Below are 18,298 nucleotides of genomic sequence, written 5' to 3'. Positions count from 1 at the left end.
CACCGCGCCACGCTGTTAAAGACGGTTCAAAAGGGCTCGTCGATGGCAAGGTCTTGGGGGATGTCGTCCTCGACGTCCGGCACGCGCTGAAGCATCCGACCGTGCCGAACGGCGATGATGTTCACAACGCCATCCTCGCGTAGGTAATCAAACAGATAGGCATCAACGACAAGGGTCAGCCCGCCACGGATAGGAAGGCCGTGCGTGACGCTTCCGGCTTCGTCGAACGTCCTCAAGATATCGCGCGCGCGCCGGACCGTTGTCGAGAAACGCTGCGCGGCATGCGCATTGCGGCGACGAAGATAGGCAGCCTCGTTCCTGACGAAATCGGCTGCCTCTCTCGACACCTTGACCTGCGTCATGCCGCGTGGCCGGCGGCGATCCTGTCCACGTCGGCGATGAGATCGTCGATGTCCTCGACGTCACCGGCCGCAATCTGGTCCCGCCCGCGCATTTGCGACAGGACCTCCGCACCTTCGTTGAGAAGATAGGTCTTCAGGGCGCGGACGATGATGTAACTTCTGGACCGGTCCGTCGCCTCCGCGATGGCCTCGATGCTTGCCAGAACATCCGAAGGCACGCGAAGCGTGACGGAGTCCGATGTCTGCGATCTGGCCATGGGCATCTCCTGTCCTGCAAAACGTAAGACAGTGTAAGACATTTCCGGCGCGCGTCAACGGATCGGTCGTGCGTCGCAGGCGCGGCCGATCCCGTGTGACGGCTCAGTTGCGGCCGGGCAGCACGCGGTCGGGCGGGCGGTGGCCGTCGAAGAAGGTGCGGATGTTGATGATGACTTTCTCGCCCATGTCCACCCGGCTTTCGAGCGTGGCCGAGCCCATGTGCGGCAGCAGCACCACCTTGCCCTCGGAGGCGAGCTTGACGAGCTTCGGGTTGATGGCCGGCTCGTTCTCGTAGACGTCGAGCCCGGCGCCGGCGATGCGGCCTTCGCGCAGGTATTTGATCAGCGCGGTCTCGTCCACGATGCCGCCGCGCGCCGTGTTGACGAGATAGCTCGTCGGCTGCATCAGCTGCAGCCTTCGCGCCGAGAGCAGGTGATAGGTCGCGGGCGTCGAGGGGCAGTTGACCGAGACGAAATCGACGCGGGCGAGCATCTGGTCGAGGCTGTCCCAATAGGTCGCCTCCAGCGACGCTTCGGTCTCCGCGCTGACGCGATGCCGGTTGTGGTAGTGTATCGACAGGCCGAAGGCCTTGGCGCGCCGGGCGACGGCGGTGCCGATCCGGCCCATGCCGACGATGCCGATGCGCTTGCCGGAAATCCGCCGTCCGAGCATCCAGTTGGGCGACCAGCCGGCCCAGTCGTGGCGGCGGTCGGCCAGAATGGCCGCGCCCTCCGTCAGCCGCCGGGGCACGGCGAGAATGAGGGCCAGCGTCATGTCGGCCGTGTCCTCGGTCAGCACGGCCGGCGTGTTCGTCACCGTGATGCCGCGCCGGGCGGCGGCGTCCACGTCGATATTGTCGACGCCGTTCGAAAAGCTCGCGATCAGCTTGAGTTTCGGCCCGGCCTGCTCGATCAGGGCCGCATCGATCCGGTCGGTGACGGTGGGTACCAGCACGTCTGCTTCAGCCACGGCTGCGGCCAGCTCCTCCTGGCTGCGGGGGCTGTCGTCGATATTGAGGGTCGCGTCGAAGAGTTCGCGCATGCGGGTCTCGACGATGTCGGGCAGCTTGCGGGTGATGTAGACCTTGGGCCTCTGTCTCTGCGTCATCGTCAAATCTCTCCCCGGACCACGCCAGGCGGCGCACCGCGTTGACGGCTTCTTAACCAAGATGATGGATCGTATCCTCAGAGCGTTATCTAGCAGAGACGCACCGGAAGACCAACACAACCAGCCTTTCGATACCGACGGCACAGGCCGGAGGTCGCAAGGCCTGTCGCGGCCCGGTTTGAAAAACGGATATTGCCATGCGCCAGTTCCATCTTGGCATGATCGGGCAGCGGGTCGCGAGATGCGGCCTCATGGCCGTCCTGCTTGCCGCCGCCACCGTCGGCTCCCTCGCCGTCCCCGACGTCACCGGGCCCGCCTGGGCGCAGGCGGCCAAGGGCGCAAGCGGCCTGCCGCTGCCGCGCTTCGTCAGCCTGAAATCGAAAAGCGTCAACCTGCGCGTCGGCCCGAGCGTCGATTATGCCGTGTCCTGGCGCTACCTGAAGCCCGGCGTGCCGGTCGAGATCATCCAGGAATACGACAACTGGCGCCGCGTGCGCGATGCCGACGGCACGGAAGGCTGGGTCAACCAGGCGCTGCTGTCGGGTGCCCGCACGGCGCTGGCCGCCCCGTGGATGCGCGGCAAGGGACAGGGCGTGCTCGTCAACATGCGCCGCGAGCCGCAATCGGGCGCCGGCATCGTCGCCCGCATCGAGCCGGGCGTGATGCTGCACATCGGCGAATGCACCGGCGAATGGTGCAAGGCCGAAGCGCAAGGCGCGGAAGGCTGGATCGTCCAGACCGAGATCTGGGGCGCCTATCCCGGCGAAGCCTTCAAGTAGCCTGCAATCGCGTCGCCGGCGATCGCGCCTGAAACGCGCGGCCATGTCCCGTGAACAGGGGTTCACAGGACGTGTCGGCCGGACAGGCGCTACAGCAGGCCCGCCTTGGCCGCGGCATCCTTCAATGAAAGCATCGGGCGGGGGCCGACCTGCTCGATCACGATGCCGGCCGCAAGGCTGCCGAGCTTGCCGCAGACATCGAGCGGCTTGCCCGCCGTGTAGCCGAACAGGAAGCCCGCGGCATAGAGATCGCCGGCACCCGTGGTATCGACGACGCGCGACACCTTGGTCGCCTCGACCTTGATGCGCTCATTGCCGCGCACGATGATGGAGCCTTCCTCGCTCATCGTGACCGCCGCGAGCCGGCAATCGCGCGAGAGCCGCGTCAGCGCCTCGGAGAAATCCTCGGTCTCGTAGAGCGCCAGCGCTTCGGCCCGGTTGGCGAACACGATGTCCACCGTGCCGCTCGTCATCAGCTCCAGGAATTCGGCGCGGTAGCGGTTGACGCAAAAGCTGTCGGACAGCGTCATGGAGACCTCGCGGCCGTTCTCGTGGGCGATGCGCGCGGCGTCGCGGATGGCCTCCTTGGCGCGCGGCGGGTCCCAGAGATAGCCCTCGAAATAGGTGACGGCGGCACTGGCGACGACATCGGGTTCCACGTCCTCGGGGCCGAGCTCCACGCAGGCGCCGAGATAGGTGTTCATCGAGCGCTCGCCATCCTCGGTGACGAAGATCATCGAGCGCGCCGTCGGCGGAAAGGTGTCGAGCGGCTGCGTGCGGAAGTGGACGCCCTGCGCCTGGATATCGTGGGTGAAGATCTCGCCGAGCTGGTCGTTGGCGATCTTGCCGAAATAGGCGGCCTTGCCGCCGAGGCTCGCAATGCCGGCCGCCGTGTTGCCGGCGCTGCCGCCGGAGGCTTCGAGCGCCGGGCCCATGCGCGAATACAGCAGCTCGGCGCGCTCGGCGTCGATCAGGTTCATCGCGCTCTTGATGATGCCGTTATCGGTGAGAAACCGCTCTTCGCAGCGTGCGATAATATCGACGATGGCATTGCCGATCGTCAGGACGTCGAATGTGGTCATGAACCCCGCCTGGAAAAACACTGTGGCCGGGCTTCGGTCTTAATCGAATTCTCGCGCTTTGAAAGATCTTTTGGCGCCCGGCGTCGCACAGGGTATCGAAGGTTGGGACTTCGCGCGTGCAAATGCCGCGTTGCGAAGGGTGGGGCAAGCATGCCATATCGGCCGCATCATGCCCTGCCGGATGTCGTTCATTCGTCGCGGGGGCAGGGCTCTCGGGAGAAGAGCCTTTACGACAGGTGCCTTATCGATAAGTGCCTTATCGACAGGTTCTGGGGGAATGGAGAGCGCTCATGACGGCCATCACGCCGAAGCCGGCCACCGTCTCGAAGACGGGCGGGACGGGAGAGCCGGAGAGACGGGGAGAGCCGGAGGAGAGCGGGCTCCCGGGACGCCTGAACCTCGTTCTCGCCGCGGCCTGCGGCCTCATCGTCGCGAACCTCTATTTCGCCCAGCCCCTCGTCGGGCCGATCGGCGTTGCGCTCGGGCTCTCGCCGGATGCGGCCGGGCTGATCGTCACGCTGACCCAGCTCGGCTATGGCCTAGGTCTCCTGCTGATCGTGCCCCTGGGCGACCTTTTCGAGAACCGCAAGCTCATCCTCGTCATGCTCGGCCTGTCCATCCTCGCGGTGCTGTCGGCCGGCCTGGTGACGCAGGCCGCAGCCTTCCTGGCGACGGCCTTTGCCATCGGCCTCTGCTGCGTCGCGGTGCAGATCATCGTTCCCTATGCGGCACAGATGGTGCCGGCGGCCGAGCGGGGACGCGCGGTCGGCAACGTCATGAGCGGCCTGATGGTCGGCATCATGCTCGCCCGCCCGGTCTCGAGCTTCATCGCCGCCTTCCTGCCCTGGCACATGGTCTTCGTGCTCTCGGCGCTTGCCATGACGGGCCTTGCGCTGTTCCTCGCCCGCGTGCTGCCGCCCCGCGTGCCGGCGCAGCGCCTTGGCTATGGTGCGCTGATCGGCTCGCTGCCGAGATTGCTCGTGACGCAGGCCGTGCTGCGCCGTCGCGCGGCCTATCAGGCCTGCATGTTCGCGGCCTTCAGCCTGTTCTGGACCGTGACGCCGCTGCTGCTCGCAAGTCCCGCCTTCGGCCTGACCCAGATCGGCATCGCTCTGTTTGCGCTTGCGGGTGCGGCGGGCGCGCTGGCCGCGCCCATCGCCGGACGGCTGGCCGATCGGGGCGTGAGCTTTGCCGCCACCCGCATCGCGCTCGTCGGCGGCGCCTGCGCCTTCCTCGTCACGCATCTGGCGCCCGAAGGCTCGACGCTGGCGCTCGCCGTGCTGACGCTCGCCGCCATCGGCCTCGATTTTGCGGTGTCCACCACCCTCGTCCTCGGACAAAGGGCGATCTATGTGCTCGGCGACGAGCATCGCAGCCGGCTGAACGGCCTTTATATGGCGACGTCGTTTCTCGGCGGTGCGGTCGGCTCGGCCGCCGGAGCCTGGCTGTACGCGCATTACGGCTGGTGGGGCGCCTCGCTCCTCGGCTTCGCCCTGCCGGCCGCAGCCCTGCTCTACAGCCTCACCGAACGGCGCTGAGGCTCAGACAACCTGCCGGGGGGCAACCTAGAAAACCTGCGGCGGAAGGGCGACCAGCGGGGCGGGGATCGTATTGGTCTTCTCCGCCGCCTTGCAGAGGTCGGCGATGACGCAATGCTCGCATTCGGGACGCCGCGCCTTGCAGGTATAGCGCCCGTGCAGGATCAGCCAGTGATGGGCGTGATAGAGATAGTGGTCCGGGATCACCCGGACGAGGTGATCCTCGACCTGGTCCGGCGTCTTGCCCGGTGCCAGCCCGATCCGGTTGGCGATGCGGAAGATATGCGTGTCCACCGCGATCGTCGCCTGGCCGAAAGCCATGGAGAGCACGACATTGGCGGTCTTGCGCCCGACGCCCGGCAGGGTCACCAGTCCCTCCCGGTCGCGCGGCACCTCTCCGCCGAACGCCTCGACCAGCCTGGCGCTGAGCGCGATGACGTTTTTCGCCTTGTTGCGGTAGAGCCCGATGGTGCGGATATGCTCGCGCACGGCATCCTCGCCCAGCGCCAGCATCTTTTCCGGCGTGTCCGCGACCGCAAACAGCCCCTTCGTCGCCTTGTTCACCCCGACATCCGTCGCCTGCGCCGACAGCGCCACGGCGACCACCAGCGTGAACGGGTTGAGGTAGTTCAGCTCGCCCTTCGGCTCCGGCCGCTGCACGGAAAAGCGGCGGAAGATCTCCTCCACCTCGGCCCGCGTGTAAGCGCTCTTCGGCTTGCGCGCGCCGCGCGACCTGGCCGTCGCCGTCTTGGACGGGAGACTGCGCGGCTTTGCCGCTGGGGCGAGGGCCGCAAGGGCCACGGATTTCGGTTTCGGGTCTTTCATCTCTTCTCTATACTGGCGGCCCATGAACGATGGCAACGCCGACAACCGCATCGCCGAAACGCCCGTTTTCGCCGCCGAGCTGACGCCCTATCGCTCGCTCGGGCGGAAAGGCCTGCACGTGGTCTTTTTCATCGCGGCGCTGATGAGCCTCGTTCATGTCTTCGTGTTCCTCGTCATCGGCGCCTGGCCGGTCGTGCTGTTCTTCGGGCTCGATTTCGTGCTCCTGTTCGGCGCCTTCTGGCTCAACAACCGTTCGGCCCGCATGCGCGAGGAGGTCAGCATTTCCCGCACCGATGTCGCCGTGCGCAAGTTCACCGCGACCGGCCGCATGACCGAGCACCGGTTCAATCCGTTCTCGACCCGCTTCGACGTCGCCCGTCACGACGAGATCGGCATCGTCTCCATGCAGGTCCGCGATCGCCTGCGCGCAACCGACATCGGCTCCTTCCTCAATCGCGACGACCGCGAAACCTTCGCCACCGCCTTTTCCGGCGCGCTCGCCAGGGTGAAGCGGCGGGGCTGAGACATCGCAAATCGGGTGGCGACGGCAGACCGGACGTGCTGTTCTCCCGCGGACGAGATCGCGCTGCGCGACCGCGCCGATGCCGACGAAAGAGGAGACGACAATGACCATCATGCCGCGTCTGACGAGCGAGATCACGCCCGAGGGCAGCGATTACGAGACGGTCTGCCGCGTGGTGGAGCTGCTGACGGGCGACTATCGCGAGCAGCCGGGTCTCGAGGACCTCGCCGCGCGGCTCGGGCAATCGCCGACGCATCTGCAGCGGACGTTTACGCGCTGGGCGGGCCTCACGCCGAAGGCCTTTCTCCAGGCGGTGACGCTCGACCATGCCAAGCGCCTGCTCGGGACCGAAGGCCTGCCGCTGCTGGAGGCGAGCCTGGAGCTCGGCCTGTCCGGTCCGGGGCGGCTGCACGACCTGTTCGTCACGCATGAGGCGATGTCGCCCGGCGAGTGGAAGCTCAAGGGCGGCGGGCTGACCATCCGCTATGGCTTCCACCCTTCGCCCTTCGGCACGGCGCTGATCATGGTGACCGAGCGCGGTCTCGCAGGCCTTGCCTTCAACGATGCGGGGCAGGAGCGGGAGAGTTTTGCAGACATGGCCGGCCGCTGGCCGAACGCCCGCTATGTCGAGGATACCGAGGCGACGACGCCCTATGCCGCGCGGATCTTCGAGCCCGGGCGCTGGGCGGCGGAGCAGCCGCTGCGGATCGTGCTGATCGGCTCGGATTTCCAGGTGCGGGTGTGGCAGGCCCTGCTCGACATTCCCATGGGCCGGGCGCAGACCTATTCGGCGATCGCCGGGCGCATCGGCCAGCCCAAGGCATCGCGCGCCGTGGGCGCCGCCATCGGCCGCAACCCCATCTCCTTCGTCGTCCCCTGCCACCGGGCCATCGGCAAGAGCGGGGCGCTGACCGGCTATCACTGGGGCCTGACGCGCAAGCGCGCCATGCTCGGCTGGGAAGCGGGGAAGGTCTGATCCATCCCCGCCTCGGCTGAAATGCTTTTAGTGCGCGCCGGACATGTCGCCCAGAACCTCTTTCGTGGCGACGGTCGAATCGGCGTTGAGCGTGTAGACCATGGGCACGCCGGTCGCGAGGTTGAGCTTCAGGATCTCTTCCTTGGTCAGGCGGTCGAGCACCATCACCAGCGCGCGCAGCGAATTGCCGTGGGCGGCGACGAGAACCGTCTGGCCCTTGAGCACGCGCGGCAGGATCTCGGTGAGGTAATAGGGCCAGACGCGGGCGCCGGTGTCGCGCAGGCTTTCGCCGCCCGGCGGGGGCACGTCGTAGGACCGGCGCCAGATATGCACCTGTTCCTCGCCCCACTTGGCGCGCGCATCGTCCTTGTTGAGGCCGGAGAGGTCGCCATAGTCGCGCTCGTTCAGCGCCTGGTCGCGGATCGTCTCAAGCCCGGGCTGGCCGACGGCGTCGAGGATGATCTTCAGCGTCTTCTGCGCCCGCGTCAGGTCGGAGGTAAAGGCGATATCGTATTTCAGGCCGGTTTCGGCCAGCGCCTTGCCGCCCGTCTCGGCTTCCTCGATCCCGAGCGGGGTCAGGTCGGGGTCCTTCCAGCCGGTAAAGAGGTTCTTCAGGTTCCATTCGCTCTGGCCGTGACGCACCAGGACAAGCGTGCCGCTCATGATCGTTCGTTCCTTGTTGCAGTGTTGACGTCGGGAAAGCGCCGGGACGGTCTCAGACGGTGAGCCCCAGCACGTCCAGCATCGAATAGTAACCGGGGTTGCGCGACCGCGCCCAGAGCGCTGCGGTGACGGCACCGCGCGCAAAGATCGAACGGTCGGTCGCCGAATGCGACAGCGTCACGGTCTCGCCTTCGCCGGCAAGCATGACGGAATGTTCGCCGATGACGGAGCCGCCGCGCAGCGTCGCAAAGCCGATCGTGCCTTCGGCCCGCGGCCCGGTATGGCCGTCGCGCACCCGCACGGACTGGCTGTCGAGATCGATGCCGCGGCCGCGCGCCGCCGCCTCGCCGAGAAGCAGCGCCGTGCCCGAGGGCGCGTCCACCTTGTGCTTGTGGTGCATTTCCAGAATTTCGAGATCCCATCCGGCCGCAGGCAGGGCCCGGGCGGCCTGTTCCACGAGCACGCCGAGGAGATTGAGGCCGAGGCTCATATTGCCGGACTTGACCAGCCGCGCATGCCGCGCCGCCGCCTCGAAGCGCGCCTCGTCGGCAGCCGAGCATCCGGTCGTACCGATCACGTGGACGATGCGGGCCTGCGCGGCCAGCCCGGAAAATTCGACGCTGGCGGCCGGTGCCGTGAAATCGAGGACGCCTTCGGCCTCGACGAAGGCGCGGAGCGGATCGTCGGTCACGGGAACGCCGATGGGGCCGAGCCCCGCGATCTCCCCCGCATCCCGTCCGACGAAGGGCGAGCCGGAGCGCTCGACGGCGGCCGACAGGGTGACGCCCGGCATGGCATGGATCGTGCGGATGAGCGTCTGGCCCATGCGGCCCGCCGCGCCCACGACGACGAGGTTCATATCCGCCGGTGTCATTGTGTGGTGGCTGTCATTGTGTGGGGTCTGTCATGGTGTGGGGGCTCATGTCGTCCGATCCGTGCTGTCGACCAGATCATCGATGATGCCGGTCGCTTGGCTGCCCTGCAGGTTGTGAAGGCGAGCGTAAAGCCCGTCCTTGCGATCCGCAAGCTCCGTATGCGTGCCTTCCTCGACCACCAGCCCGTCGCGCATGACGATGATCTTGTCGGCGTTGACGATGGTGGAGAGACGGTGGGCGATCACCACGACGGTCCGCCCGTCCATGGCATGGTCGAGCGCCTTCTGCACCGCGGACTCCGATTCGGTGTCGAGCGAGGAGGTGGCTTCGTCGAGAAGCAGGATGGGCGCGCGCCGGACGAGGGCGCGGGCGATCGAAAGCCGCTGACGCTGACCGCCGGAAAGGGTCACGCCGTTTTCGCCGACCGGCGTGTCGTAGCCCTGTGGCTGGGCCAGGATGAAATCATGCGCATAGGCGAGACGCGCGGCCTCGTAGACCTCCTCGTCCGTCGCCTCCGGCCGGCCATAGCGGATGTTGTCGCCGATCGAGCCTTCGAAGAGATAAGGCTGCTGCGAGACATAGGCGAGCCCGTTGCGCAGCGACAGCTTGGTGATATGGGCGATGTCCTGACCGTCGATCAGGATCTGCCCTTCCGACGGATCGTAGAAGCGCGGAATGAGGCTGATCACGGTGGACTTGCCGGCGCCGGACGGGCCGACCAGCGCCGTCGTCTTGCCGCCTTCGGCAACGAAGCTGACCCCCTTGAGGATCTCGTCGCCGGTGCCGTAGGCGAAATGGACGTTGTTGAAGGTGATCGTCGCCGAGGAGACCTGCAGGGCCGTGGCATCGGGCAGGTCGCGCTGGTGCGGCAGGGTGTCGAGCACCTCGTAGATCATCCGCGCATTGACCGCGGCGCGCTCCATCGACACCTGCAGGCGCGCCAGGCGCCGGGCCGGATCATAAGCCATGAGAAGGGCCGTGACGAAGGAGAAGAAGGCGCCGGGCGGCACGTTGTCGTAGATCGAGCGGAAGGCGGCATAGCCGAGGACGCTGGCGATGGCGAAGCCCGCAAAGGTCTCGGTCATCGGCGCGGTGCGCTCGGACAGGCGGGCGATCCGGTTGGCGCGGTTTTCCGCGCGCGCGATGATCGCCTCGACCTTGCTCTTCAGCTGCTCCTCCATGGTGAAGGCCTTGACGATCGTGATCCCCTGGATCGTCTCCTGCATGGCGCCGAGCACGTGGCTGTTGATCTCGACCGATTCGCGCGTCGCATTGCGCAGCCGCCGCGACACGTAGCGAAGGCCGATCAGCAGCGGCGGCGCGATGAGGAAGACGATGATCGTCAGCACCCAGTCCTTGCCGATCATGACGCCGATGAGGGCGATCAGCGTCAGCAGGTCGCGCGCGATCGAGGTGACCGTCATGTTGAGAACGTCGCGGATGCCCGAGACGTTCTGGCTGATCTTGGCGGAGATGCGGGCCGAGCGGGAATCGGTGAAATAGCCGACGCTCAGCGCCATCAGATGGGCATAGAGCCGACGCTGATAGCTGGCGACGATGTTGTTGCCGATCTTCGACAGGGCGACGGCCTGGCCATAGGTGGCAAAGCCGCGCACGACGAAGGCAACGAAGATGGCGGCGCAGATGATGAGGACCATGTCGGCCCGCTTGTTGGCGAAGGCCTCGTTGACGACGGCTTCCATGATCCAGGCCGTGAACGCCGTCGAGCCGGCAACGAGCGCAAGGCAGGCGATTGCGAACATATAGCCCTTGAGATGGGCCCGTCCGTTTTCCCGCGCGACCCGCTTCAGCACGCTGGTGATCGTGTCGGCGTCCACCGGCGTGTGCTTCTTCTTCTGGTCTTTCAAAAGCTCTTTCCCTGACCGAGCGGTCCTTCGATCGGATGCTTGGCCGCGCTCTATAGTGCCTCGGGAGCCATTTGGCGAGTCTCCACCCATTTTGGGGGGTGGCGGCGCGGACGGCGGGTTCGCATCAGGCCTTCCAGTGACGCCCCGTGGTGGCCACGCCGAACCGGGCCGGGGTCTGCGCGAAGGCCGCAAGACCGGCAAGGGCGGCGAAGGGATGGGTGACGACATAGGTCGGGATCGAGCGCATCAGCGCGGAATGCGGCGCCTTGTCCTCGAAGGCGGCGCGGAATTCGGGCTGTTGCAGCGCGGGCAGGATTTTCTGCGAAATGCCGCCGGCCAGATAGACGCCGCCGCGCGCCATGAAGATCAGCGCCATGTCCCCCGCCACGCGGCCGAGATAGCCGGCAAACAGCGACAGCGTCTCGACGCAGGCCGGCTCGGTGCCGGAAAGCCCCGCCGCCGTGACCTCGGCCGGATCGGTATGGGTCGGCGTCAGCCCGTCCGTGAGGCAGATCGCCTGGTAGATATTGACGATGCCGCGGCCGCAGAGCAGCTGCTCGGCGGAGATCCGGCCCTCGATGGTCTCCAGATGCGGCCAGATGGCGGTATCGCGCGGCGTGCGCGGGCCGATATCCACATGGCCGCCCTCGCCGGGGACCGGAAAATAGGTATCGTGCGTGTGCAGGAGGCCGGCGACGCCCAAACCCGTGCCCGGACCGAGCACGGCGCAGGAGGCGCTTTCCATCGGCGCGCCGGCGCCGATCTGGGCGCAGTCGGTCTTGGCGATGGCGGCGACGGCCAGAGCCTGCGCCTCGAAATCGTTGAGGACGATGACATCGGAAAGCCCGAGCGTCGCGATCATGTCTGCCGGCGTGATGACCCAGCCGGCATTGGTCAGCGGGATCTCGTCGCCCTTGACCGGGGCGGCCACCGCGATGATCGCCGAGCGCGGGCGCAGGGTGGCATGCGGGAGAATGCCGGTCTCCAGGGCGGCCTGGATGCTCGGAAAGCCGCCTGTGGGCACCACGGGGAAGACGACCGGCTCGGAGGTCTCATCCGTCAGAAGCGCGAAACGGGCATTGGTGCCGCCGATGTCGCCGATCAGGATGGGGAAGGCGAGGCCGGGAACCGTTTCTGCAGACGCGGGCATGAAACCTCCTAAGGGAATCGGGCTAAGGGGATCGGGCTATTGGGGTCGGCGCGCGATCGGGGCTGCGGGCGGGAAGCGCTTCGCATGTTTTGCCGGGGCGCTCCAGTGGAAAAGACATGACGATCGGCGCGCGGTGCTCAGAGCGGTCGGAAATCCACGAGCCGCTCGGCCGTTGCGCGGTTCAGCGCCATGGGAATGTCGTAGACGGTCGCAAGCCGCGTCAGGGCCTTCACGTCCACATCGTGCGGCAGCGACGTCAGGGGATCGATGAAGAAGATCAGGAGATCGACATCGCCGGTGGCGATCAGCGCGCCGATCTGCTGGTCGCCGCCGAGCGGCCCGCTCTTCAGACGCGTCACCTCGAGACCGGGGCAGGCCTCCTGGACGCGGCCGCCGGTGGTGCCGGTGGCGACGATCCGCCATTCCGACAGCACCGACTGGTGGGCCTTGGCGAATTCCGCCATGTCCTGCTTCTTCAGGTCATGCGCGATCAGCGCCATGCATTTGCGACCGGTCATTCCGTCCTCCGCATCATCCTCGTCGTCCATATTTCCCGGAACCTAAATCGATTCAAGAAGAAAGTGCCGCGCCGCTACGGCTGCGCGCTCGGGCGACGGGTCGGAAGCGGAATGGCAGGATCGCCGACGGCGGCCGGCGGGCGATCGGCGGCCGGCGGCATGACGGTCGACGGCGCGGCGGGCACCGACGCCGAGACCGGCACCGTGCCGCCGAAGGTGGCCGCGGCTTCCGACGAGGCGGGCGCGGCCAGCACGCCGGTGCAGGCCTGTGGCAGATCGGACAGCATCACGAAGCGCGGCTTGACGGGTTTGGCATCCGGGTTCGGCTTGGGCTTGGCCCAGGGCTCCTTGGTGAACCACCAGGCGAGCGATTTGTCGCAGCCATCGCCGGGCGCGACCGCCGCCTGCGGCTTGCAGCCGGGCGAATCGGCCGGGCATTTGATGCGGATGTGGAAATGCTCGTCATGGCCGTAGATCGGCCGGATCTTGCCCATCGACGTCCGGTCGCCGGTCCAGGTGTCGCAGAGCTTCTTCTTGATCGCCGGGTTGACGAACACCCGGTCGACCTCCAGCTCGCTTGCGGCCCGCATGATCAGCCGCGCATGGGTCGGCGTCCAGCGCTCCGGGTTGACGGTCAGGAACTTCGTCTTGTCGAGCATCGACACGAAAGGCCGGCTCTCGCGTTCCGCCACGCTCATCGGCCGCGCGGGCTTCGGCTGGAACCAGATGTCGGCATCGAGGCCGATCTGGTGGGAGGCATGGCCGGTCAGCATCGGCCCGCCGCGCGGCTGCGAGATATCGCCGAGCAGGATGCCCGAGCCCCAGCCGATCTCGGCCGCATCGCGCGAAAAACGCTCCAGGAACGCGATCATGTGCGGATTGCCCCAGCGCCGGTTGCGCGACAGGCGCATGGCCTGCCAGGTCGGCCCATCGGCCGGCAGCGCCACCGCGCCCGAAAGGCAGCCCTTGGCATAGGAGCCGAGCGAGGCCGGCGCGGTTCTGCTGGGAAGCGTCATGCCGCCGAACAACTGCTTGGCCGGCTGCGTCTCGGCCGCAAGCGCAGGCCCGAGACCGAGCGGCAGGATAAGCGCCGCGGCGATGACGGCTCTGATGGCCCGTTTGCCAGACGATCGTGGGCCGCGAGAAAATCTTGAGAGTGACGATATCATGCGGGTCTGTCCGGTTCTGTCGGGATCGGGCGGCGGGTGTCGAGAGCGATCTGTCTCACACCGTCTTTGTGTCAGACTTGCGGTCAAGCCGATTGGCACGCCGATTGATAAGCCGATTGACAGGCGGATTTCGCGGCCTGTCGGACGCCCGCCTGTCAATCGGCCGCATTTCGCCTATTGTGTGCGTCAACCACGACCCAAGGAGACGAACCGCATGCGGCAGATGACGAGCAGGACGACCCCGGCGCCGACCTTTGGACCCTTGACCCCCGGCACCCTGACCCTCGGCACCCTGGCTCTCGGCACCCTGGCCCTCATCGCCGCCGCCTTCCTCGCCACCGCCATCCTGCCCGGTCCCGCCCAGGCTGCGGACCCCCAATGGCGCCACGGCCTGTCGACCGGGGGCGAGCTGAAATATCCGCAAGGGTTCAAGCAGTTCGATTATGTCAACGCGGATGCGCCGAAGGGGGGCGATGTCCGGCTGGCCACCATGGGCACGTTCGACACGTTCAATCCGGTTCTGGCCAAGGGCGAGATGGCGGCCGGCGTGGTCGGTCCCGTTTCCAGCGCCTCCGGCATGTCCGTCGGGCTGGTGTTCGAAACCCTGATGAAGCCGTCGATGGACGAGGTTCTGACGGATTACGGCCTGCTCGCCGAGGCGGTCGCCTATCCCGACGATTTCGCCTGGGCGAAGTTCCGCCTCCGGCCGGAAGCGCGTTGGGCCGACGGCACGCCGGTGACGCCGGAAGACGTGATCTTCAGTTTCGACAAGGCGAAGGAACTCGATCCGAAAGCGACCTCCTATTACGGCCATATCGTCAAGGCGGAAAAGACCGGCGAGCGGGAGGTGACCTTCTCCTTCAACGAGACGGGAAACCGGGAATTGCCGAGAGTGGCGGGCGGCCTCCTCGTCGTGCCCAAACACTGGTGGGAGGGCAAGGACGCGCAAGGACGCCAGCGGGACATTTCCCGCACGACGCTCGAGATGCCCATGGGCTCCGGTCCCTACAAGATGGCCTCCATGAAGGCCGGCTCGACCGTCACATATGCGCGTCGCGACGATTATTGGGGCAAGGACCTGAACGTCAATATCGGGCAGAACAACTTCGGAAGCATCGGTTTCACCTATTTCGCGGATCTCGACGTCGCCTTCGAGGCTTTCCGGTCGGGCAATGCCAACTACCGCTGGGAGAACTCCGCGCGCCGCTGGGCCACGTCCTACGACTTCCCCGCCGTCAAGGACGGCCGGATCAAGCTCGAGCGGCTGGAGAACGACAGTCGCGACAGCGGCGTCATGGTCGGTTTCATCTTCAACCTGCGGCGCGACGCGTTCAAGGACGTCCGGGTGCGCGAGGCTCTGAACTATGCGCTCGATTTCGAGGAACTGAAGCGGACGATCTTCTTCAACGAGTACAATCGCATCGACAGCTTTTTCTTCCCGACCGAACTGGCGTCGTCAGGGCTGCCGCAGGGACGCGAACTGGAGATCCTCACGGACCTCAAGGACAAGGTTCCGCCGAGCGTTTTCACCAAGCCCTACAGCAATCCCGTCGGCGGCGACCCCGCCAAGCTGCGCGACAACCTGCGCAAGGCGATCGGCCTTCTGAAGGAGGCCGGCTTTGAGCTCAAGAACAACCAGATGATCGAGACGAAGACCGGCAAGCCGCTCGCCTTCGAGATCCTGCTCGACGGCACGACCATCGAACGGGTCGCCTTGCCCTTCAGCCAGAACCTGCGGAAGATCGGCATCGAAGCCCGCGTTCGCACCGTCGACAGCTCCCAATACACCAATCGCTGGCGGTCGAAGGATTTCGACGCGATCTACCTCGGCTGGGCACAGTCTCTCAATCCGGGCAACGAGCAGACGGAATACTGGGGCACCGCTGCGGCAACGCGGGAAGGGTCGCAGAATTTCTCCGGTCTTGCCGATCCGGGCGTCGATGCCCTGATCCGGAAAGTGATCTTTGCCAAGGATCGCGACGACCTGGTCGCATCGACCAAGGCGCTCGATCGGGTTCTCCTCGCGCATCACATCATCGTGCCGACCTATGCGTCGCGCGATATGCGGATCGCCTATGCAAAAGACCTGACGCATCCGCAAAACCTGCCGGAATATGCCGTCGGCTTTCCCGCGATCTGGTGGTCCGCCGCCGCGAAAGCTCCATGAAAGCCTTGCGCGTCAGACTGGCCTGCTTTTCATAGGCAGGCCGCGAATCAGGAACGGGAACGTCAGCGCATTGATCGCACATCGCAAAATCGGGTTTAACGACAGGTTCAACGAGACGGGGGCCCGCCGTTGCGGTCTCTGCACCGCCGTCACGCCGATGGCGCGGCGCATGTCGGGCGTGCGGATCTGATGGGCGGCTATATCCTGCGTCGCCTGCTTCTGATGATCCCGACGATCGTCGGCATCATGGCCATCTCCTTTGCCGTCGTGCAGTTCGCGCCCGGCGGTCCGGTCGAGCAGGTCATTGCCGACCTGACCGGGCCGAACCAGGGCGGCGACCGGCTGTCGGGCGGCGGCGGCGATCTTGCCGGCGCGTCCGGCGGCGACCAGAGCGGCAGCAGCTATCGCGGCGCCCAGGGGCTCGATCCGGATTTCATCGCCAAGCTCGAAAAGCAGTTCGGCTTCGACAAGCCGCCGCTGGAGCGCTTCCTGACGATGATGTGGAACTATGCGCGCTTCGATTTCGGCGAGAGCTTCTTCCGCAACACCTCGGTCATCGATCTGATCCTCGACAAGATGCCGGTGTCGATCTCGCTCGGCCTGTGGATCCTCATCCTCTCCTATGCGATCTCGATCCCGCTCGGCATCAAGAAGGCGGTGTCGGACGGCTCGCGCTTCGACGTCTGGACCTCCGGCATCGTCATCGTCGGCTATGCCGTGCCGGGCTTCCTGTTCGGCATCCTGCTGATCGTGCTGTTTGCCGGCGGCTCCTTCCTCGACTGGTTTCCGCTGCGCGGCCTCGTCTCGGACAATTTCAGCCAGCTCAACTGGTGGCAGAAGATCCTGGATTATCTCTGGCACATGACGCTGCCGCTGATCACGCTGCTGCTCTCGGCCTTTGCCACCACGACGCTGCTGACCAAGAATTCCTTCATCGACGAAATCCGCAAGCAATATGTCGTCACCGCCCGCGCCAAGGGGCTGGCGGAGCGGCAGGTGCTGTATCGTCACGTGTTTCGCAATGCCATGCTGATCATCATCGCCGGCTTTCCCGCCGCCTTCATCTCGGCCTTCTTCACCGGCTCGCTGCTGACCGAATACATCTTCTCGCTCGATGGCCTGGGGCGTCTCGGCTACGACGCCGTCGTCAAGCGCGATTATCCGATCGTGTTCGGCACGCTGTTCATCTTCTCGCTGATGGGCCTCGTCGTCAGCCTGCTGTCGGACCTCATCTATACCTGGGTCGATCCGCGCATCGATTTCGAGCGGAGGGACGTCTGATGGCGTTGATCGCAAACCCCGCCGTGGTCGCTCCACCGAAAACGGCCCGGCTTTCGCCCGTCGCCCGGCGGCGCTGGGAGAATTTCAAGGCGAACCGGCGCGGTTACTGGTCGCTCTGGATCTTCCTGGCGCTCTTCGGCTTCAGCCTCTGCGCCGAATTCATCGCCAACGACCGGCCGGTCCTCGTCTCCTACAAAGGCGAGCTGCTCGTGCCCGTGCTGGTCAACTATCCGGAAGAGACGTTCGGCGGCTTCCTCGCCGAGACCGACTATGCCTCCGATTTCATCCGCGAGGAGATCGAGGCGAACGGCTGGATGATCTGGCCGCCGATCCGCTATTCCTATCGCAGCGCCAATTCCAACATTCCGCATTCCGCGCCCACGGCGCCCTTCTGGACGATGAGCGCGACGGAGCGCTGCTCGGGCTATCCGCAGGGCGAGGCCGATCGCGGCTGCGCGCTCGGCAATTTCAACTGGCTCGGCACCGACGACCAGGCGCGCGACGTCGCCGCCCGCACGATCTACGGTTTCCGCATCTCGGTGCTTTTCGGCCTGGCGCTCACCATCGCGTCGGCCATCGTCGGCGTCACCGCCGGCGCGATCCAGGGCTATTTCGGCGGCTGGACGGACCTCCTGATGCAGCGCTTCATCGAGATCTGGTCGTCCATGCCGGTGCTCTACATTCTCCTGATCATCGCGGCCATTCTCCCGCCCGGCTTCTTCGTGCTGCTCGGCATCATGCTGCTGTTCTCCTGGGTCGGCTTCGTGGGCGTGGTCCGGGCCGAATTCCTGCGGGCGCGCAATTTCGAATATGTCCGCGCCGCCCGGGCGCTCGGCGTCGGCAATGCCACCATCATGTGGCGCCATCTCCTGCCGAACGCCATGGTCGCCACGCTCACCTTCCTGCCCTTCATCCTCTCGGGCTCCATCACCACGCTCACCTCGCTCGACTTCCTCGGCTTCGGCATGCCGCCCGGCTCGCCATCGCTCGGCGAACTCATCGCCCAGGGCAAATCCAACCTCCAGGCCCCCTGGCTCGGCATCACCGCCTTTCTGGTGATGTCGATCATGCTGTCGCTGCTGATCTTCATCGGCGAAGCCGCACGCGACGCCTTCGATCCGCGAAAGACGTTCGGATGATCTCGTCACGTCAGCGTT

The 18,298-nt window shown here is 66.1% G+C and carries 18 protein-coding genes; 7 read left to right on the top strand and 11 right to left on the bottom strand.

Annotation, left to right across the window (positions count from 1 at the left end; all coding sequences use genetic code 11):
- Positions 1–26 precede the first annotated feature (26 nt).
- The 3 genes from C8J36_RS14065 to C8J36_RS14055 form a co-directional block, all read right to left on the bottom strand.
- Positions 27–362, bottom strand: a complete 336-nt coding sequence (locus C8J36_RS14065; RefSeq protein ID WP_132535750.1) for a type II toxin-antitoxin system RelE/ParE family toxin — start codon at positions 360–362, stop codon at positions 27–29.
- The gene (locus C8J36_RS14060; protein ID WP_132535748.1) at positions 359–619 is read right to left on the bottom strand and encodes a ribbon-helix-helix protein, CopG family; all 261 of its coding nucleotides are present in this window, start codon (positions 617–619) and stop codon (positions 359–361) included. The genes C8J36_RS14065 and C8J36_RS14060 overlap by 4 nt, the downstream gene beginning before the upstream one ends.
- A 103-nt stretch (positions 620–722) precedes the next feature.
- The gene (locus C8J36_RS14055) at positions 723–1,727 is read right to left on the bottom strand and encodes a D-glycerate dehydrogenase (RefSeq protein ID WP_132535746.1); all 1,005 of its coding nucleotides are present in this window, start codon (positions 1,725–1,727) and stop codon (positions 723–725) included.
- A gap of 197 nt (positions 1,728–1,924) precedes the next feature.
- Between C8J36_RS14055 and C8J36_RS14050 the strand changes: the two genes are divergently transcribed.
- Positions 1,925–2,506, top strand: coding sequence for an SH3 domain-containing protein (locus C8J36_RS14050; protein ID WP_245506560.1), 582 nt, complete (start codon positions 1,925–1,927; stop codon positions 2,504–2,506).
- 89 nt (positions 2,507–2,595) lie between these two features.
- On the opposite strand, the gene C8J36_RS14045 is transcribed toward C8J36_RS14050, so the two are convergent.
- Positions 2,596–3,588 (bottom strand): adenosine kinase, encoded by a 993-nt coding sequence (locus C8J36_RS14045; protein ID WP_132535744.1) that lies wholly within the window; start codon positions 3,586–3,588, stop codon positions 2,596–2,598.
- 290 nt (positions 3,589–3,878) lie between these two features.
- Between C8J36_RS14045 and C8J36_RS14040 the strand changes: the two genes are divergently transcribed.
- Positions 3,879–5,126 carry an MFS transporter gene (locus C8J36_RS14040; RefSeq protein WP_132535742.1) on the top strand — a complete coding sequence of 416 codons (1,248 nt, stop codon included), beginning with the start codon at positions 3,879–3,881 and terminating at the stop codon, positions 5,124–5,126.
- 27 nt (positions 5,127–5,153) lie between these two features.
- Here the strand turns inward: C8J36_RS14040 and nth are convergent, their stop codons facing one another.
- Positions 5,154–5,951, bottom strand: coding sequence for an endonuclease III (gene nth, locus C8J36_RS14035; protein WP_132535740.1), 798 nt, complete (start codon positions 5,949–5,951; stop codon positions 5,154–5,156).
- 22 nt (positions 5,952–5,973) lie between these two features.
- On the opposite strand from nth, the gene C8J36_RS14030 reads away from it, so the two are divergent.
- The gene (locus C8J36_RS14030; RefSeq protein ID WP_132535738.1) at positions 5,974–6,474 is read left to right on the top strand and encodes a DUF2244 domain-containing protein; all 501 of its coding nucleotides are present in this window, start codon (positions 5,974–5,976) and stop codon (positions 6,472–6,474) included.
- Between the two features lie 103 nt (positions 6,475–6,577).
- On the top strand, positions 6,578–7,450 hold the full coding sequence (locus tag C8J36_RS14025) for a bifunctional helix-turn-helix domain-containing protein/methylated-DNA--[protein]-cysteine S-methyltransferase (RefSeq protein ID WP_132535736.1): 873 nt from the start codon (positions 6,578–6,580) through the stop codon (positions 7,448–7,450).
- A gap of 27 nt (positions 7,451–7,477) precedes the next feature.
- Here C8J36_RS14025 and C8J36_RS14020 read toward each other — a convergent pair whose 3' ends face one another.
- From C8J36_RS14020 to mepA, 6 genes are all read right to left on the bottom strand, one after another.
- A complete protein-coding gene (locus C8J36_RS14020) occupies positions 7,478–8,113 on the bottom strand; it encodes a 2,3-bisphosphoglycerate-dependent phosphoglycerate mutase (RefSeq protein ID WP_062595445.1) in 636 nt (211 codons plus the stop codon).
- Positions 8,114–8,165: 52 nt separating this feature from the next.
- Positions 8,166–8,987: a 4-hydroxy-tetrahydrodipicolinate reductase gene (dapB, locus tag C8J36_RS14015; protein WP_132535734.1), complete on the bottom strand. Its 822-nt coding sequence runs from the start codon at positions 8,985–8,987 to the stop codon at positions 8,166–8,168.
- Positions 8,988–9,032: 45 nt separating this feature from the next.
- The gene (locus C8J36_RS14010; protein WP_062595443.1) at positions 9,033–10,856 is read right to left on the bottom strand and encodes an ABC transporter ATP-binding protein; all 1,824 of its coding nucleotides are present in this window, start codon (positions 10,854–10,856) and stop codon (positions 9,033–9,035) included.
- A gap of 124 nt (positions 10,857–10,980) precedes the next feature.
- The gene (locus tag C8J36_RS14005; RefSeq protein WP_132535732.1) at positions 10,981–12,006 is read right to left on the bottom strand and encodes a glucokinase; all 1,026 of its coding nucleotides are present in this window, start codon (positions 12,004–12,006) and stop codon (positions 10,981–10,983) included.
- Between the two features lie 137 nt (positions 12,007–12,143).
- A complete protein-coding gene (locus tag C8J36_RS14000; protein ID WP_132535730.1) occupies positions 12,144–12,524 on the bottom strand; it encodes a methylglyoxal synthase in 381 nt (126 codons plus the stop codon).
- A 74-nt stretch (positions 12,525–12,598) separates the two neighbouring features.
- Positions 12,599–13,693 carry a penicillin-insensitive murein endopeptidase gene (mepA, locus tag C8J36_RS13995; protein ID WP_132535728.1) on the bottom strand — a complete coding sequence of 365 codons (1,095 nt, stop codon included), beginning with the start codon at positions 13,691–13,693 and terminating at the stop codon, positions 12,599–12,601.
- Between the two features lie 214 nt (positions 13,694–13,907).
- On the opposite strand from mepA, the gene C8J36_RS13990 reads away from it, so the two are divergent.
- The 3 genes from C8J36_RS13990 to C8J36_RS13980 all read left to right on the top strand — a co-directional run bounded on the left by C8J36_RS13990 (position 13,908) and on the right by C8J36_RS13980 (position 18,280).
- Positions 13,908–15,860 carry an extracellular solute-binding protein gene (locus tag C8J36_RS13990; RefSeq protein ID WP_245506559.1) on the top strand — a complete coding sequence of 651 codons (1,953 nt, stop codon included), beginning with the start codon at positions 13,908–13,910 and terminating at the stop codon, positions 15,858–15,860.
- Positions 15,861–16,049: 189 nt separating this feature from the next.
- Complete coding sequence (locus C8J36_RS13985; RefSeq protein ID WP_132535937.1) at positions 16,050–17,141, top strand: microcin C ABC transporter permease YejB; 1,092 nt, start codon at positions 16,050–16,052, stop codon at positions 17,139–17,141.
- Positions 17,141–18,280 (top strand): ABC transporter permease, encoded by a 1,140-nt coding sequence (locus tag C8J36_RS13980; RefSeq protein ID WP_132535726.1) that lies wholly within the window; start codon positions 17,141–17,143, stop codon positions 18,278–18,280. Before C8J36_RS13985 ends, C8J36_RS13980 begins: the two co-directional genes overlap by 1 nt.
- Positions 18,281–18,298: the final 18 nt, after the last annotated feature.

Origin of the sequence: Rhizobium sp. PP-F2F-G48, assembly GCF_004342335.1 — a bacterium.
Classification (GTDB): Bacteria; Pseudomonadota; Alphaproteobacteria; order Rhizobiales; family Rhizobiaceae; genus Ferranicluibacter.
This window is presented reverse-complemented; position numbering and strand designations above follow the sequence as displayed.

Excerpts from the sequence above, each read along its gene's own strand:
- C8J36_RS14065 (WP_132535750.1), bottom strand. The coding sequence starts at position 362 with ATGACGCAGGTCAAGGTGTCGAGAGAGGCAGCCGATTTCGTCAGGAAC.
- dapB (WP_132535734.1), bottom strand. The coding sequence starts at position 8,987 with ATGACACCGGCGGATATGAACCTCGTCGTCGTGGGCGCGGCGGGCCGC.
- C8J36_RS13990 (WP_245506559.1), top strand. The coding sequence starts at position 13,908 with ATGCGGCAGATGACGAGCAGGACGACCCCGGCGCCGACCTTTGGACCC.
- nth (WP_132535740.1), bottom strand. The coding sequence starts at position 5,951 with ATGAAAGACCCGAAACCGAAATCCGTGGCCCTTGCGGCCCTCGCCCCA.
- C8J36_RS14040 (WP_132535742.1), top strand. The coding sequence starts at position 3,879 with ATGACGGCCATCACGCCGAAGCCGGCCACCGTCTCGAAGACGGGCGGG.
- C8J36_RS14000 (WP_132535730.1), bottom strand. The coding sequence starts at position 12,524 with ATGACCGGTCGCAAATGCATGGCGCTGATCGCGCATGACCTGAAGAAG.
- C8J36_RS14030 (WP_132535738.1), top strand. The coding sequence starts at position 5,974 with ATGAACGATGGCAACGCCGACAACCGCATCGCCGAAACGCCCGTTTTC.
- mepA (WP_132535728.1), bottom strand. The coding sequence starts at position 13,693 with ATGATATCGTCACTCTCAAGATTTTCTCGCGGCCCACGATCGTCTGGC.
- C8J36_RS14055 (WP_132535746.1), bottom strand. The coding sequence starts at position 1,727 with ATGACGCAGAGACAGAGGCCCAAGGTCTACATCACCCGCAAGCTGCCC.
- C8J36_RS13980 (WP_132535726.1), top strand. The coding sequence starts at position 17,141 with ATGGCGTTGATCGCAAACCCCGCCGTGGTCGCTCCACCGAAAACGGCC.
- C8J36_RS14060 (WP_132535748.1), bottom strand. The coding sequence starts at position 619 with ATGGCCAGATCGCAGACATCGGACTCCGTCACGCTTCGCGTGCCTTCG.
- C8J36_RS14050 (WP_245506560.1), top strand. The coding sequence starts at position 1,925 with ATGCGCCAGTTCCATCTTGGCATGATCGGGCAGCGGGTCGCGAGATGC.
- C8J36_RS14025 (WP_132535736.1), top strand. The coding sequence starts at position 6,578 with ATGACCATCATGCCGCGTCTGACGAGCGAGATCACGCCCGAGGGCAGC.
- C8J36_RS14045 (WP_132535744.1), bottom strand. The coding sequence starts at position 3,588 with ATGACCACATTCGACGTCCTGACGATCGGCAATGCCATCGTCGATATT.
- C8J36_RS14020 (WP_062595445.1), bottom strand. The coding sequence starts at position 8,113 with ATGAGCGGCACGCTTGTCCTGGTGCGTCACGGCCAGAGCGAATGGAAC.
- C8J36_RS13985 (WP_132535937.1), top strand. The coding sequence starts at position 16,050 with ATGGGCGGCTATATCCTGCGTCGCCTGCTTCTGATGATCCCGACGATC.
- C8J36_RS14005 (WP_132535732.1), bottom strand. The coding sequence starts at position 12,006 with ATGCCCGCGTCTGCAGAAACGGTTCCCGGCCTCGCCTTCCCCATCCTG.